The organism is Candidatus Zixiibacteriota bacterium (genome assembly GCA_017999435.1).
Lineage (GTDB): Bacteria > Zixibacteria > MSB-5A5 > GN15 > FEB-12 > JAGNLV01.
This window is the reverse complement of sequence record JAGNLV010000001.1, coordinates 1004607-1021523: the sequence shown is the minus strand read 5'-3', so window position 1 is coordinate 1021523 and position 16917 is coordinate 1004607. Positions and strand designations below refer to the sequence as shown.

Sequence of the window (16917 nt, the reverse complement as noted above, 5' to 3'; positions counted from 1 at the left end):
CTCGCCTGCGGAACACCCATGCGCATTCTCCAAATCATCGCGGTTGTGCTGTCAACAATGCTCGTCCCGCTGAGCGGTCGGGGCAAGCAGGCCGACCAGCCGAAGGACGAGTCGAAAATGCAGTGGTTCGCCGATGCCAAGCTGGGGATTTTCATCCACTGGGGGATCTACGCCGTGGACGGCGTCGGCGAGTCGTGGTCCTTTCACAACCGCCAGTTGCCGTATGACGACTACATGAGGCAGCTGGCGGGATTCACGGCGTCGTCCTATGATCCCGGGGAATGGGCGGAGGCAATCGGGGAGGCGGGGGCGCGCTATGCGGTCCTCACCAGCAAGCACCACGACGGGGTGGCATTGTGGGACACGAAGATGAACGACCTGAGTGTGCCGAGGCGCACGCCGGCCGGACGGGACGTGATTGCGCCGTTTGTCGAGGCCCTGCGCGCCCGCGGGATCAAAGTCGGACTGTACTTTTCGCTGATCGACTGGTCGCACCCGGACTACCCCGGCTTTCTGCGCGATTCCAGTCGGTACAACGCCGGGGCGGCGCCGGATCGGTGGCGGCGGTTCGTCCAATTCTACCAGGGCCAACTGAACGAGCTCATGACGCAGTTCGATCCGGACCTGTACTGGTTCGACGGCGACTGGGAGCATTCGGCGGAGGAATGGCAGGCCGCCGGCGTGCGTGACCTGATCCGCCGGCACAATCCCGCGGCGATCATCAACGGTCGGCTCCAGGGTTTCGGCGACTACGACACGCCGGAGCAAAACCTCCCTATCGAGCGTCCCGGGTCGCGCTGCTGGGAGCTCTGCCAGACCATGAATGATTCGTGGGGCTACCAGGGCCGCGACACCAACTACAAGACGCCGTCCGAGATCATCACGATTTTCGCCGATGTGATCAGCATGGGGGGAAACCTGCTGCTGGACATCGGGCCGCAAGCCGACGGCACGATTCCGGAGAAGCAGCGGAATATCCTGCGGGAACTCGGGCGCTGGACAGCCAGGCACGCCGAGGCGATCTTCGGGACGGTTGCCGGGCCGCCCCCGGGGCATTTCTACGGGCCCGCGACGCTCTCGAAAGATTCGCTGTCGCTGTACCTGTTTCTTCCCGGGCGGACCGGCGGGGACGTCGTCGTGAAGGGTCTGAATTGCGGGGTCGCCGGCGTCACGGTGGTCGGCAGCGGCGAGACCGTGACTTACAGAACGGTCGGCAAGATCTCGTGGAGTCCGGTGCCCGGACTCATCTTCATCCATCCACCGGAAAACCAGGACGAGTATATGACGGTTCTGAAGGTGTCGCTCGACAGTCCGCTCGCGCTGTACCGCGGCAAAGGAGGACTTCAGTGAAAAGGCGCAGTGTTCTCCTTCTCCCTCTCGTGCTCGCATGTCTTTTGGCCGGCGGGGCGGCGAACGTGGCGCCGGCGCCTTCCCTCACGCTGGCGACCGACGGCCGCAGCGAGTATCGGCTCTGTCTGCCGCCGCATGCCTCCGGTCAGGTGACGGCCGCCGCCGACACGCTTGTGAAGTACATCCGGGAAGTATCGGGCGCGACGATCCCGCTGTCGGAAGGTGGCGCCGCCGAGGGCCCGCGCATTGTGTTCGAGATCGGCGGGACCGAGGACCCGTCGGCCGGGATTGCCGGGCTCGGCGACGACGGCTTCGCAATTCGCAGCGAGGGGGACGATCTCTTTCTTGCGGCGGAAACGCCGTACGGTTTGCAGAATGCCGTGTACACGTTCCTCGAGACCTATCTCGGCTGCCGTCTCTACTGCCCGGCGGTGCGGCTAATTCCCCGGCGCAGCACGCTCACACTCCCGGCCATCAATGATCGCCAGGTTCCGGTGATCGCGTTTCGGATGCTGAATGTCCGCGACTCGGGCTTCACGACCTGGCACAAGCTCAACAGGAACGATGACTTTGGGCTCTTCGTGCACACGTTCCGGCTGCTCGTGCCGCCGGACCGGTACTTCCCGGATCATCCGGAGTACTTCTCGCTCCTCAAAGGTAATCGCACGGCGAGCGGGCAGTTGTGCCTGTCCAACCCCGAGGTGTTCCGGATTGTCTGCGAAAAGCTGCGGGCGCTGATGAACGAGAAGCCGGGCGCGCGGTTCTGGTCGGTGTCTCAGAACGACACCTACGTGCCGTGCGAATGCAGCGCCTGCCGGGCGATCGACAGCGCCGAAGGGTCGCCCTCGGGCTCGATCCTGGCGTTTGTCAACCGGGTCGCCGATGAATTCCCGGACATGACCATCTCGACGCTGGCGTACCAGTACTCGCGATCGGCCCCCGCGCGGCTCAAGCCCCGGCCGAACGTGAATATCATGCTCTGCAGCATCGAGTGCAACCGGAGCAGGCCGCTGGCGGAGGATCCGTCGAGTGCATCGTTCGTCAAGGATGTTGCGGACTGGAGCCGGCTCACGCATAACATCTTCCTGTGGGACTACGTCATCAACTTCCGCAACCTGGTCAGCCCGTTTCCCAATCTTCGGGTGCTGCAGCCCAACATCCGGTTCTTTGTGCAACACGGGATCACCTCCGTGTTCGAGCAGGGTTTGTCCGGCTTCCACGGCGAATTCGCGGAGCTGCGGAGCTACCTGATCGCGAAACTGCTGTGGAATCCGGATATCGACGTGGATTCCGTCATGGATGATTTCCTGCAGGGGTTCTATGGAGAGGCGGCCCCGTATATACGGCAGTACATCGACACCATGCACGCCGCCATGGAGGCATCGGGAGAGGGGCTCGATATCTACGGCTACCCCGTTCGGTCGGCCGACGGCTACCTGTCGGCGGCCATGCTGGATCTCTACGGCCGCCTCTTTGATCAGGCGGAGGCGGCGGTGCAGGGGGAGCCGGCTGTCCTGGCCCGTGTCCGGACGGCGCGGTTGCCGGTGCAATTCGCGGTGCTGGAACAGGCCAAGGTCGCGGCGGCCGGGGAGAGGGGGTGTTTTGTGCGGGCGGCCGACGGCAGCCTGAGCGTTCGACCGACGATCGACTCGCTCCTGGCGGCTTTTGTGCAGGGGTGCAGGGAGGCCGGCATTCCCGCGCTGTGGGAGTACGGTACAACACCCGACGAGTACGGCGCGGCGACGCGCGCCTTTCTGGAGAGCGGCACGACAACCCATCTCGCCCGGGGCAAAGCGGTCCGCCTTGGGCGGCCCGCTAGCCCGAAGTATCACGACGGCGACCGGGCGGCGTTGACCGACGGGTTGAAAGCCTGGGACGATTACCACATGCACTGGCTGGGATTCGAGGGGGAGGATATGGACGCGACCGTCGACCTCGGCACCGTCCGGACGATCTCCCGCATCAGCACCAGTTTCCTTCAGGACATCAACTCGTGGGTGTTCATGCCCGAAAGCGTCACGTTCTCCGTCTCCACGGACGGCCGGGACTATCGCCTCGTCGGCACGGTTCGGGATACGGTGCCGGCCGATCGCGGCGGCAAGGTTGTCGCGCCCTTCAATGTTGCGTTTGCAGCGACAAACGCCAGATTCGTCCGGGTCTATGCGAGCAGTCTCAAAACCTGCCCGACCTGGCACAAGGGCTCAGGCGGTCCGGCGTGGATATTTATCGACGAGATTGCAGTGGAATGAGCGGCCGGATATGAAGGTTCTGAAGTTCATTCTGCTATCTGTGCTCGCCTGCATCTCAGCCCCGGCTGCACCGGAAGCGCAGCCGTACCGCGATCCGAGCCTGCCGGTGGACCGCCGCATCGATGATCTTCTCTCCCGCATGACGCCGGAGGAGAAATTCCGGCAGTTGTTCATGCTAGCCGAGAATCCCGGCGACTCGCTCGAACGCCACGCTCACGGCGTCTTTGGTTTTCAGATCGGCGGCGGCGAAGATGCTCCGGTCGCCGTCGTCGCCAACCGCATCCAGCGGCATTTTGTCGAGCGCACGAGGCTGGGGATCCCGGTGATCCTGTTTGCGGAGGCTCTCCACGGGCTGGTGCAGAAGGGGGCGACTTCCTTTCCCCAGGCAATCGCGCTGGCGGCGACATTCGATACGGCGCTGATGCACGACGTGGCCGCGACCATCGCCGAGGAGTGCCGCGCGCGGGGCATCCGGCAGGTGCTCTCGCCGGTCGTCAATATCGCGAGCGATGCCCGCTGGGGACGGGTGGAGGAGACCTACGGAGAGGATCCGTTTCTCGTGTCGGCGATGGGCGTTGCTTTCGTATCCGAATTCGAACGGCGCGGCGTGATCACGACGCCGAAACACTTCATTGCGAATGTCGGTGACGGGGGCCGCGACTCGTATCCGGTTCACATGAACGAGCGGCTGCTGCGGGAGATCTTTTTGCCGCCGTTTGCCGCCTGCATCGGCCGGGGCGGGTCGCGGTCGATCATGGCCGCATACAATTCGTACGATGGATCCCCGTGCTCGGCGAGCAACTGGCTCAACAACCATCTTCTGAAAGAAGAGCTCGCCTTCCCCGGCTTTGTCATTTCTGATGCCGGCGGGGTCGGGGGCGCCAACGTGCTGCACTTCACGGCCGCGGACTATCCCGAGGCCGGAGAACACGCCATCAACGGAGGGCTTGACGTCATATTCCAGACCTCGGACAATCACGCGGCGCTGTTCCTGCCGCCGTTTCTGGACGGACGTATTCGGAGCGATGTGATCGACCGGGCGGTGCGGCGCGTGTTGCGCGTCAAATTTGAGCTGGGGTTGTTCGAGGATCCGTATGTCGATACGGCCGACGGCGGCCTTCGGCAACGACGGGAAACCGGCCGCGAACTCGCCCGGCGGGCGGCGCGGGAGGCAATCGTGCTCTTGAAGAACGACGGGAACACGCTGCCGCTGGACAGCACGCCGGTCCGGATTGCGGTGATCGGACCGGACGCGGCGGAGGCGCGGCTGGGAGGATACAGCGGTCCCGGCAACGATCCCGTGTCGATCCTTGAGGGTATTCGCGCGCGGGCCGGCCGGGCCGGAGCCGTGACCTATGCCCGGGGCTGCCGCCGGCTCGACACGGCCTATGTGACAGTGCCGTCGACTGTCCTCTCGTGCGTGGTCCGCGACTCGGTTCGGGCGGGGCTGCTCGGTGCGTACTATGCCAACGCCGCGCTGACGGGCGCGCCCTCGCTGGTCCGGGTCGATCCCGAGATTCAGTTTCAATGGACTCTCTTCTCGCCCGAGCCGGGCCTGCTGCCCTATGACTGTTACTCCGCGCAGTGGACGGGAACCCTCACGGCTCCCGCGAGCGGGCTGTTCCGGATCGGCCTTGAGGGGAGCGATGGATACCGGCTCTATCTTGACGATTCGCTTGTCCTCGATCGCCGGCGGCAGGTCTCGAGCGCTGCGCGTCTGGCGGAATTTCGGTTTGAGCAGAATCGCCGGTACGCGATCAGGCTGGAATTTGCCGAACCGGCGGGCAATGCGCGGCTGCGGCTGGTCTGGGATGTGGGTGTGAGCACCGACGGCGATTCATTGCCGGCCGAGGCCGTGGCGGCGGCCGCGGCCTCCGACGTCGCGCTCGTTGTCGTCGGACTCGAGGAGGGAGAGTTCCGGGACCGGGCATCGCTGCCTCTGCCGGGCCGTCAAGAGGAACTTATCAGGCGGGTAGCGGCGACCGGCACCCCGGTGATCGTGGCGATTGTCGGCGGAAGCGCGGTGACGATGAGCCGGTGGATTGATTCGGTCGCGGCCGTCCTCGAGGTGTGGTATCCCGGCGAGGCCGGGGGGGATGCGGTGGCCGACGTGGTGTTCGGCGATGTCAATCCCGGCGGGCGACTGCCGATTACATTCCCCCTGGCCGAGGGCCAGTTGCCGCTCGTGTACAATCACAAGCCGACCGGGCGCGGCGACGATTATTTCGATTTGAGCGGCCGGCCGCTGTTTCCTTTCGGGTATGGTCTGAGCTACACGCAGTTTGCCTACGGAGACCTGCGTTTTGACCGGGGAGAAATCGGCATCGGCGATACCGGGATCGTCCGATTCACGGTGACGAATGTCGGTGCGCGCGAGGGCGATGAAGTGGTGCAGCTGTATGTTCGCGACCTGCTCGCATCGGTGGCGCGCCCGGTGATTGAGCTCAAAGGATTCCGGCGCGTGCATCTGAAGCCGGGGCAGACGGCGATGGTCACCATGGAAATTCCTCCGGAGGCGCTCACCACGCTCGATGAGCGCCTGAGGCCGACGATCGAGCCGGGCGATTTCCGGGTGATGATCGGATCTTCATCGACGGACATTCGCCTCCACGGAACGCTGCGCGTGCGGCCGTGAGCGGATGGCGGCCGGGGACGGGAGGCCGCTCAGCCGGTCGGTCGACTCTGACGTGCGCCGTTCCGAAGGCCGGCATGACAAATGACCCCTCGACAGAAACCCCTGTTTTGCCGAACGCGTCGCACCGGGAGACGCGCACCTCGCGCGGCCGCCGAGGTGTGCATGCATGACCTCGTGATGGCAACCGGGGCGCCCGGGCGTCCGCCGCCGCGGTCCGCCGCCGAACCGACAGCGCGCCGGTGGGGGGTCCTCAGTCCTGATGTGTCACCTTTATTCTGCGCGTGGCCGTCCTGTCGCCCGCCGTCACCCGCACCCAGTAGTAGCCGTCGGGCTCGGCGCTGATATCCACCGGAATCATCATCTCCCGGACCTCGGGGTACGAACGTTCGTACACCGTCCGGCTGCTGTCCTCGCTCAGGACCGTCACCGCCACCGGGTGCGGATCGTTGTCAAAGAAATCGATCGCGAACACTCCCCGGTTGCGAATGGGAAACGGGTTGACGATCGGCAGCGGCTCGGCCGCCGCCGCGGGCGGCGCGTCCTGGGCGACCATAAACGAGTGGCGAATCCCCCGGCCGAAATCGGGAACGAACGACTTGACCAGCCGGCCCTCCCCATCAAGAAGCCGCACGTAGCCGTACCCGCCTTCCGGGTTGAACCAGAAATCGAGGCCGTCGCCGGCTGTGTCGTCCACCGTCAATTCGTAACACCCCGGCGCCAGGTGCAGCGTGTCGCGGTAGAGGGCTCCCGCCCCGAGCGTGCCGAGCGCCCGCTCCCGCACGATCGCCCCCGATCCGTCGGTGAGCCGGTACGAATTGTGTGCGGAGTCGTTGTTGCTGCGGAGGGCGAGCACCAGGTCGGGGGCGTAAACGGGGACGGCCGGGCCGGTCGACGTCAGTTCGTTGTCGGCGGGGTATTCGTCCGGCCTGCCGTTGGGCAGCTCCAGCCGGGCGGCAAACGGCCGATCGCCGGCGATGCTCCCCGGCAGGGCGACTTCCGTCCGCGCCTGCGAGGCGAGCTCCCCGGTCCACTCGAATGTTTGTGGCGCCTCCGGGGGGCCGTAGGATATCGCCACGGCCGTCAGCGCTTCCCGCCCGCTGTTTCTGATCAGCAGGCGCGCGCCGCGGCACGAGGGGTTCAGCCGGGAATACTCATCGGCGGAACTCGGAATGAGAATTTCCTCGAGGGTGGCGTCGTGCGCGGCCCATGGCGGAGCATAATAGAAAAGATACGACGAGAGGACATAGGCGGCGCTCGGATTTCCGGGATTGACGTACGGTTCCATCTCGAGGGCCACCGTGTGCGTCGAGCCGGGAGTGACCGGAAGATCATACAGATCGGGCTGCACAATGGACCCGGGACACCAGTTGGCGCGGTCGAAGAGCCACGTGCCCGCCTGTGGAAACAGCGGGTTGTCGCCGCAGGTGCGCCAGACCGGGCGCTCGTCGACGAGCACCTCGTTGACGATGATCCGGCGCGTCTTGCGGCAGAATTCCGCGCAGTTCTCCTGGTCGTCCATGCCGTGGCCGGTCTGGAGAATGCGCAGGCGGGCGCGCGCGGCCCCCGTCGGAGCGATGACCGAAACCGGGGCGAGGGTGCGCGCGATCGGTCGGGCGCTGTCGCCGTACGGGATCGATCCCTGCCAGAGGGTCTCCATGCCGAGGCAGGTCATCGCCGGTCGCCCCTCCGTGAGGGCGAAGTCAAGCGTAATGACCCAGCCGCGGTCGGTGTTGCTCTCGTAGCCGGTATGCAGAAACTCCACCTCGACCGAATCGTGCAGCATCCAGGCGAAATCGGTGATGTCGACGTGCCACGTGAAACTCCAGGTGGAATCAAACCGCCAGCCGTAGGGGGAAATCATGCGGGCGACCTCGAGATCCTGCGCCGGCGCCGCCTGCCCGCCGACCCGGCGGAGAAAGATGTAGTCGATATAGTCCCACTCGCCGCAGTGCAGGCCATCCGGGCACGCATACGTTACGGAGAGCACCGCCGTGCGGAAGGCGACGCTCTCCGGCGGGAAGACCGCCCACGCGCACAGCGGATTGCTGCCTGTGGATGGGTCGGTCACGGCCAGCGTGCGGTCGTGGGAGATGACGTGAGTGACGGGCGGGGCGCCCCGGGCGAGCGCCGGCGGCAGTATGCCGGCGGTGCAGGCCCAGACGAGGAACGGCAAAACGAAAGCGCGCATAATCGCGGAACCTCCAGAGGTGTTCGTCCACAGCGGCAATCAGCCCAATATGGCACACCGGAGGCCTGCGGGCCACCGTTTTCGCCGACCCTCGGCAGTGCCTCCGGCGATTCGTTGCTCGGACCAAGCAGCGGCGCCTCAACGGCTTAGCGGGCAGTCCGCGGTCGGCCCGGCGGGCAACCGCCCCGGCATGTCATCCGTAGACCTCCGCTGTCCAGATTCTGCTCGCCGTGGGCGCCCCCACGATTGTCGGAAGGATCCTGTTCAGAAAAAGCACAGTCGGTCCGGCCGGTCTCCCGATCCGGTCCATTTCATGGGCCGCGGGGATCCCGGTGAGAGATTACCGATTGACGAAAGACGGTTCGCGGTTATATTGAACCAACAGCAGGTGGTCCTTTGTCCTGAGTCGAACTTGATGCAGAACGAGAATTCTTCCCGGCGGTGGATACTATGAAAAATCAAGACGTGAAGGTCTGTGCGGCGATGAGCGGCGGGCGATGGCCGGCCGTGAGCGCCATCCTGTTTCTCCTGGCGGCGGCTCCGGCCCTCGCGGAATCGCCGGAATCGGTCGCCGGAGGACCGCCCCGAACGGACAGCCCGGCTCTCATCGGCGATCCGCAATCGGCCCCAGCCGAGAACGTCTACTATATAAATTTCGACTCCAACCTGGAGGGCTGGTATTTCCTCAACCACCCGGACACGGTGCAGGAGTACTACCCCGATCAATACACCTGCGATGAACTCACTCGGATGCGCGCGAACGGCGCGAGTTTTGCCCTCTCCTGGGGCTACTTCGACGGGAGCGGCGCCATGATGGTCACGTGCCCGTTTCGCGGCTGGTACAGGGACAGCTGCTACTACTCGTGGCGTATTAAGTCGGTCCAGGTCAATGTCCCGGACGAGTGGGACGGCCTCTACCGGGTGGTGGCGCGGGTCTACAAGGGAACCGGCTCCCGGATATGGGCGAAAATAGGGTATCGACCGGCCGGCAGCGCCAATACGTACTACCTGCCGGGCTGGAGCGAGCTCCCCACGGAAGGCTGGACGACTCTCACCCTCAGTGAACCATCCCAGGGAGCTTTTGCCGACCTCGACGCCGTGTCGATTCTGTTTGGCGCCTACTCGTCCGATGGCAACGTCTACGTGGACTGGGTGCAGGCGTACGAGGATCAGCCGGACGTGCCGGTGCTGGTCGCTCCCGCAAACGATCAGACTATCCAGGCCAACCTTCCCACATTTCAATGGACCGGCAACGGCGACTACTACACGCTCCAGGTGGCTACCGACCCCAAGTTCACCAACGTGCTGATCGACACTTCATACATCTACAGCACCAGCTGCAAAGTGACGCGGCCGCTGCCATTCTCGGACTACGACTACCTGCCCGGGGGAGGGGGCGCCCACGACCCGCACTACTACTGGCGGGTCAAAGCGCACCGGGTCGGACCGAGCGGGGTCAGCCTGTACTCCAATTACTTCCAGTTCATTATCAATGGTCCACATGAAGTACCCTCGGAGTACCCTTCGATCCTGGCGGCCCGGGGCGCCCTGCCTCCGTATATCGGGGGGACCGTTCTCGTGGCGCCCGGCACCTATACCGGCAGAGAAAATTGCAGTATCGGTCTCGGCGGCGAGAAGCCGGTCGACATCATCGCTACCGGCGGGGCGGCCGTAACCGTTATCGACTGTCAGAACACTTACTACGCTTTCTCGTATGACGCCTACACGGCCGGGGCCCCCGTCGTCGAGGGGTTCACGATCCGGAACGCCCGGGCCGACGGGAGCGACGAGGCCGCGATCGTGTGCCGGACGGGCGCCGGCACCATCAGGAACTGCATTATCGAAAACGGCGCCGGGACCGGTGTGCTTGCGCGCAGCGGCGGGATTGCCTATCTGGTCAACACCGAAATCAGAAACCAGACCGGCGATGCCACCGAGGCTACCGATGGCGGGCGAATACTGGCGTCCAGCTGCCGGTTCATCGGCAACGATGGATACGGCGGGCGCCTGATCCAGAGCTCCGCCGGCGCCGGCGCCTGCTCGTATGACTCCTGTCTGTTCGCGGACAATGGGAGCGAGGGCGGCGGAGGGTTGTATGTCGGGGCGGCGACAAGCCTCGGTATTACCAATTCGACGTTTACCGGGAACGTCAACGGCATTGAGTTTGCGACTACGGGCCAATCGGTGACCACGATCGCGAATTGCCTCGTCGCGTTCTCGAACGGACGCGGGATCGACTGGACATCATACTCCCATGATCTGTCGGTGTTGTGCAGCGATGCATACGGCAACGGCGGCGGGGATTGGGTCAACCTGGCGGCCAACGAGCTCGGCCTGCGCGGGAATATCCAGCGGGATCCGCTCTTCTGCGATGCGACTGCGGGCGACTACCGGCTGGCGGCGGGTTCTCCCTGCGCCGCGGAATACAGCGCCTGCGGCGGGATCGGGCTGTTCGGGATCGGCTGCATCCTCGAGCTGGGCTGCGCCATGGCAGCGTCCGATTCTGGCGGCCCCGCGCCCTGGACCATCTCCTTTTCGGCCTGGGCCAGCCGCGGACAACCGCCTTACAGCTACCACTGGGATTTCGGAGACGGCGGGAGCGGCTCCTCCGACACCGCTCTCCACACCTACACGGTATCGGGCGTCTACACCGTGCGGCTGACTGTGACCGATCAACTCGGCGCCACGTGCGAGCAGACTTCTGCGGTGCAGATCGGACCGGGACTGAGCTGCACGGCGGCTGCCGATCCGACCAGCGGCCCGGCTCCTCTGGTCGTGTCGCTGCAGGCCGCGGGCAGCGGCGGAGTCCCTCCCTACCGGTTTTCCTGGGCTTTCGGCGACGGCGGCGGCAGCACGCAGCAGAACCCGATACACGAGTACTCCGCCGAGGGAGTCTACACCTGCTCTCTCGCGGTCTTTGACCAGCGCGGGTATTCCTGCACGTCCGGGCTCTCCATTGTCGTGGGTGAGCCGCTGCAGTGCGCGGCGGCGGCCAATCCGGCCCGCGGCCCGGCGCCGCTGACGGTCAATTTCAGCGCGAGCGCCTCTGGCGGAGAACCTCCCTACACGTTCGCGTGGAGCTTCGGCGACGGCGGCAGCAGTTCCGCGCCAAACCCGGCCCACGCCTATAGCGCGGTGGGCGACTATGCGGCCTCGCTCGCTGTCACCGACTCCCGGGCCATCGCCTGCGGCGACACTCTCCTCATCCAGGTGCTGGGTCCGGAGCTGGCGTTGAGCCCGGAGACGGTGGATATTGGTTGGGAGTTGACGCGCGGGGAGTTCGTGGTGAAGAACGCGGGGTACGGGACGCTGGAGTTCCGGCTCGACACGCTGCCGGAGTGGTGCACGGCGAGGCCGGTGTCGGGTTCGCTGGGAGCGGGGGGGGAGGCGGTGATCGAGGTGGAGGTGGACCGTCGGGGGACGCTGATGGGTGACCATGCGGGCGTGGTGGCGATCAGCAGCAACGGGGGCGCGGGCGGGGTGTTGGTGCGTATGTACACGCCGATCGCGCCGCTGGTGGGGTCTGACAGCGTGGGGATCGAGGTGGGGGAGGAGATACGGATCCCGTTCAACGGCCTGGCGGAGGCGGGGTCGCTGTTGTCGCGGCTGCAGGTGGTGTCGGACGCGGGGGAACTGGCGTATGGTGTGGCGGTGGATACGGAGTACGTGGGGCTGCGGATTCCGGTCACGGTGGTGTACATCTACCCGGACGAGGGTTGGTCGTTTCCGGAGCTGGCGGGGATTCGGGTGATGTTTGCGGATTCGATTGTTGATGCGCACGGAGTTCCGGGGCCTCAGGGGTACGCGTTCACGTATGTGAACGGTGCGGTGGTGTGGCCGGGGGACACGGATGGGGACGGGGTGGTGGACGAGCGGGACATTTTGCCGATCGGGTTGTACTACGGCTCGGGGGGGCCGGGCCGGGGGGAGGGCCAGGGGACGGAGTGGGGTCCGTACTCGGTGGCGGTGTTGGCGGAGGGGGTGGTGTGGCGTCCGCTGCGGGCGGTGTACGCGGATGCAGACGGATCGGGGGAGGTGGACGCGCTGGATGTGTGCGCGATCACGGAGAACTGGCGGGCGAGGGCGGACGGGTGGAAGCGGGGTGTGGGAGAGGGGGCCGGGGTGGAGGGGTTGCCGAAGGAGTTGAGTCCGGGGGTGGCGGCGGCGCTGCGGGCGGCGCTGGCGGAGTGTCCGGAGGGCGCGGGGAAGGCGGCGCTGGCGGAGGTGCTGGGGGGGATCGGGGAGCCGGTGCTTCCGGGGGAGGTGACGTTGTACCAGAACTATCCGAATCCGTTTAATCCGTCGACGGTGGTGGAGTTTTATCTTCCGGCGGCGGGGGAGATCCGGGTGGGAGTGTGGAACGTCCTGGGTCAGGAGGTGGCGGAGTTGTACCGGGGGTGGCACGCGTCGGGGTATGGGCGGCTGGAGTGGTCGGGGCGGACACGGGGTGGCGGGGAGGCGGCGGCGGGCCTGTACTTTTACCGGCTGACGGCGGGCGACCGAACGCTCACCCGCCGCATGCTGCTGCTAAAGTAGCACGCGCCGGCGCCCAAGACGCCGATCCGCAGAATCTCGTTGTCGCCCGGTGTCGGGCGGCCTATATTGCCCGCCGACACCATGAATCGACCGGCAGCCCGCAGGAAGGCTCTCCTGTAGGCTTCGCCGGAGGTCGCGCGGGGGTTCGCACGCAAGGAGGTTACGCATGAGTCGCATAGGTATGAGCGCAGTCCTCGGGCTCTTGCTGGCGGGCGGTCTCGCCGCATCATCGGCAGACCGGCCCTCCGCGCTTTCCAGACGCATGTCTGCGGGCTGTCCCACCCGCGATACCCGGTACAGCCCAAGGATCGAAACGTATCTCACTCCCGACGGTCGGTTGGACGCGGATGCGGCCCGGCGCTCCTCCTACTCGGGGCCGCTCGACGTTGAAGGATTCGTCCCGACCATCGATCCCGCGACCGGCGCACCGGTCTTTCGCGCGGCTTTGCCGCTCGCGCCGGCCGACTACCCCGACGACATCTACTGGGACAACCGCATCTCTCCCTCCGTGCCCGGCGTTTCCGGTACAGTGCGGGCAGTTGCCGTGTACAACGGGCAACTCATCGTGGGCGGAAGCTTTGAGGTAGCCGGCGGTGTATTGGCCCACAATATTGCGTCCTGGGATGGCACCTCCTGGTCCGCTCTTGGATCCGGAGCCAACGATTGGGTCCGCTCACTTACGGTGTATGACGGTTCTCTGATCGCCGGCGGAGATTTTGACACGGCCGGCGGAATACAAGCGAATCGCATCGCCGCGTGGAACGGCTTGTCGTGGTCGGCCCTCGGAGCGGGGATGGATCGCTCGGTGAAGGCGTTGGCGGCCTACGACGGTCGCCTGGTCGCGGGCGGCAACTTTGACACCGCCGGCGCGGTTGCCGCGCGCCGCATTGCCGCGTGGAATGGCTCATCCTGGTCCCCTCTTGGATCCGGCATGAACGGGAACGTGGAAGCCGTGACTGTCTGGGATCACCGGTTGATTGCCGGGGGATGGTTCACGACAGCGGGCGGCATCAGCGCCGCCCGAGTCGCCGCCTGGGACGGTTCCTCCTGGGCGCCGCTGGCGTCCGGGATCGCCGATGGAGGCGTCTACGCGCTGGTCGAATACAACGGCAACCTGATCGCGGGGGGATATTTCACCACTGCGGGCGGAACCGGCGCCAACCATATCGCCTCCTGGGACGGCCGGACATGGAGTCCGCTCGGAACGGGGATGAACGGTTCTGTGTATTCGGTGGGCGTCTATGACGGCCATCTCGTTGCGGGCGGATGGTACGCAACGGCCGGAGGGACCGCCGCCGAGAACATCGCCGCCTGGAACGGTTCCGCCTGGTCCGCACTGGGATCCGGAGCCGGCAGCGGGGTCTATGCTGTGACTCCCTACGGCTCTGCGCTGGCGGCAGGGGGAGCTTTCGGGGTTGCGGGCGACATACGGGCGGTCGGGATCGCCGCCTGGAACGGCGCCGTGTGGGCGGCCTTAGGGGCCGGGACGGATGACCTTGTCTACGCCCTCACCCTCTACAACGGGCGCGTCATCGCCGGTGGACGATTCACTTCGATCGGCGGGGTTCAGGCCAACCGCATAGCCGCCTGGGACGGTTCCTCGTGGTCTCCGTTAGGAGTCGGGTTGAACGATGATGTCTACGCCCTGACTGTGTACGACGGCCGCCTGACTGCCGGGGGTCGCTTCACGGCTTCCGGCGAGCAGGGTGTGAGCCGCGTGGCCGCTTGGGATGGTTCCGCCTGGTCCCCTGTCGGACCCGGCGTGAACGGCGACGGCGTGTACGCCCTGACAGAGTACAACGGTGACTTGATTGCGGGCGGATGGTTCGATACGGCAGGGTGGGTCGTCGCCGACAACATCGCCGCCTGGGACGGCTCCTCATGGCGCCCGCTGGGATCGGGGATGGCGGACGGAGACGTCTACGCACTGGTCGAATACAACGGCGACCTCATCGCCGGTGGATGGTTTTACTCGGCAGGGGATACTACTGCCCCGTATGTCGCCGCGTGGAACGGTTCCACGTGGTCGCCGCTCGTGTCGCCGGACGAGGAATTCAACCCCGTCAACGCTCTGACGGTCTATGACGGAAGACTGATCGCCGCTCTGGATGTGGGGGCCTATAAGAGTGACGCACAGACCGCCTACAATGGGATCGCCGCGTGGGACGGCACGGCCTGGTCGTGGCTGGGAACGGGCATCGCCGATGACAACGCCTCAGTCGATGCCGTGGCCGTATATCTCGGGCGTTTGATCGCCGGCGGGCGCTTCATCACGGCGGACGATCCGGCGGCCTACTTCATTGCCTCGTGGGATGGCCGGGCCTGGTCGGCCATGGGATCAGGGCTCAGCGGCTCGGCAGCGTCCTTCACCGTCGCCAACGACCGCCTCTTTGTCGGGGGTCGCTTCACGATAGCGGGAGGAAAGGTCGCAGCTTTCCTTGCCGAATGGACCAAAGGCGTGGATACCGATAGCGACGGCATCGACGATGATCTCGACAACTGCCCGACCACCTACAACCCCGACCAGGCCGATCGCGATGTCGATGGCCTCGGGGATGCGTGCGATACGGGTCCGGAGCTGGCGTTGAGCCCGGAGACGGTGGATATTGGTTGGGAGTTGACGCGCGGGGAGTTCGTGGTGAAGAACGCGGGGTACGGGACGCTGGAGTTCCGGCTCGACACGCTGCCGGAGTGGTGCACGGCGAGGCCGGTGTCGGGTTCGCTGGGAGCGGGGGGGGAGGCGGTGATCGAGGTGGAGGTGGACCGTCGGGGGACGCTGATGGGTGACCATGCGGGCGTGGTGGCGATCAGCAGCAACGGGGGCGCGGGCGGGGTGTTGGTGCGTATGTACACGCCGATCGCGCCGCTGGTGGGGTCTGACAGCGTGGGGATCGAGGTGGGGGAGGAGATACGGATCCCGTTCAACGGCCTGGCGGAGGCGGGGTCGCTGTTGTCGCGGCTGCAGGTGGTGTCGGACGCGGGGGAACTGGCGTATGGTGTGGCGGTGGATACGGAGTACGTGGGGCTGCGGATTCCGGTCACGGTGGTGTACATCTACCCGGACGAGGGTTGGTCGTTTCCGGAGCTGGCGGGGATTCGGGTGATGTTTGCGGATTCGATTGTTGATGCGCACGGAGTTCCGGGGCCTCAGGGGTACGCGTTCACGTATGTGAACGGTGCGGTGGTGTGGCCGGGGGACACGGATGGGGACGGGGTGGTGGACGAGCGGGACATTTTGCCGATCGGGTTGTACTACGGCTCGGGGGGGCCGGGCCGGGGGGAGGGCCAGGGGACGGAGTGGGGTCCGTACTCGGTGGCGGTGTTGGCGGAGGGGGTGGTGTGGCGTCCGCTGCGGGCGGTGTACGCGGATGCAGACGGATCGGGGGAGGTGGACGCGCTGGATGTGTGCGCGATCACGGAGAACTGGCGGGCGAGGGCGGACGGGTGGAAGCGGGGTGTGGGAGAGGGGGCCGGGGTGGAGGGGTTGCCGAAGGAGTTGAGTCCGGGGGTGGCGGCGGCGCTGCGGGCGGCGCTGGCGGAGTGTCCGGAGGGCGCGGGGAAGGCGGCGCTGGCGGAGGTGCTGGGGGGGATCGGGGAGCCGGTGCTTCCGGGGGAGGTGACGTTGTACCAGAACTATCCGAATCCGTTTAATCCGTCGACGGTGGTGGAGTTTTATCTTCCGGCGGCGGGGGAGATCCGGGTGGGAGTGTGGAACGTCCTGGGTCAGGAGGTGGCGGAGTTGTACCGGGGGTGGCACGCGTCGGGGTATGGGCGGCTGGAGTGGTCGGGGCGGACACGGGGTGGCGGGGAGGCGGCGGCGGGCCTGTACTTTTACCGGCTGACGGCGGGCGACCGAACGCTCACCCGCCGCATGCTGCTGCTAAAGTAGCACGCGCCGGCGCCCAAGACGCCGGCGGTCGCGCAACTTTCGACTGTCACGTGCGGGGCCGGCGGCAACC

General features: G+C 66.0%; 6 protein-coding genes. 5 read left to right on the top strand and 1 reads right to left on the bottom strand.

The features are described from left to right. The first annotated feature begins 18 nt into the window (after window positions 1-18). From KA261_04310 to KA261_04300, 3 genes are read left to right on the top strand one after another with little or no spacing between them, the layout of a single operon-like run. Window positions 19-1350: an alpha-L-fucosidase gene (locus KA261_04310; GenBank protein ID MBP7697012.1), complete on the top strand. Its 1332-nt coding sequence runs from the start codon at window positions 19-21 to the stop codon at window positions 1348-1350. Then, complete coding sequence (locus tag KA261_04305) at window positions 1347-3599, top strand: DUF4838 domain-containing protein (protein ID MBP7697011.1); 2253 nt, start codon at window positions 1347-1349, stop codon at window positions 3597-3599. The genes KA261_04310 and KA261_04305 overlap by 4 nt, the downstream gene beginning before the upstream one ends. Before the next feature lie 10 nt (window positions 3600-3609). Further along, window positions 3610-6234, top strand: coding sequence for a glycoside hydrolase family 3 C-terminal domain-containing protein (locus KA261_04300; protein MBP7697010.1), 2625 nt, complete (start codon window positions 3610-3612; stop codon window positions 6232-6234). A 250-nt stretch (window positions 6235-6484) separates the two neighbouring features. On the opposite strand, the gene KA261_04295 is transcribed toward KA261_04300, so the two are convergent. Further along, window positions 6485-8422 carry a peptide-N-glycosidase gene (locus tag KA261_04295; protein MBP7697009.1) on the bottom strand — a complete coding sequence of 646 codons (1938 nt, stop codon included), beginning with the start codon at window positions 8420-8422 and terminating at the stop codon, window positions 6485-6487. A gap of 450 nt (window positions 8423-8872) precedes the next feature. Here KA261_04295 and KA261_04290 point away from each other — a divergent pair, with 450 nt between their 5' ends. Both KA261_04290 and KA261_04285 read left to right on the top strand, forming a co-directional pair. Beyond that, on the top strand, window positions 8873-12958 hold the full coding sequence (locus KA261_04290; GenBank protein MBP7697008.1) for a PKD domain-containing protein: 4086 nt from the start codon (window positions 8873-8875) through the stop codon (window positions 12956-12958). 166 nt (window positions 12959-13124) lie between these two features. Beyond that, on the top strand, window positions 13125-16847 hold the full coding sequence (locus KA261_04285) for a T9SS type A sorting domain-containing protein (protein ID MBP7697007.1): 3723 nt from the start codon (window positions 13125-13127) through the stop codon (window positions 16845-16847). Window positions 16848-16917 lie beyond the last annotated feature (70 nt).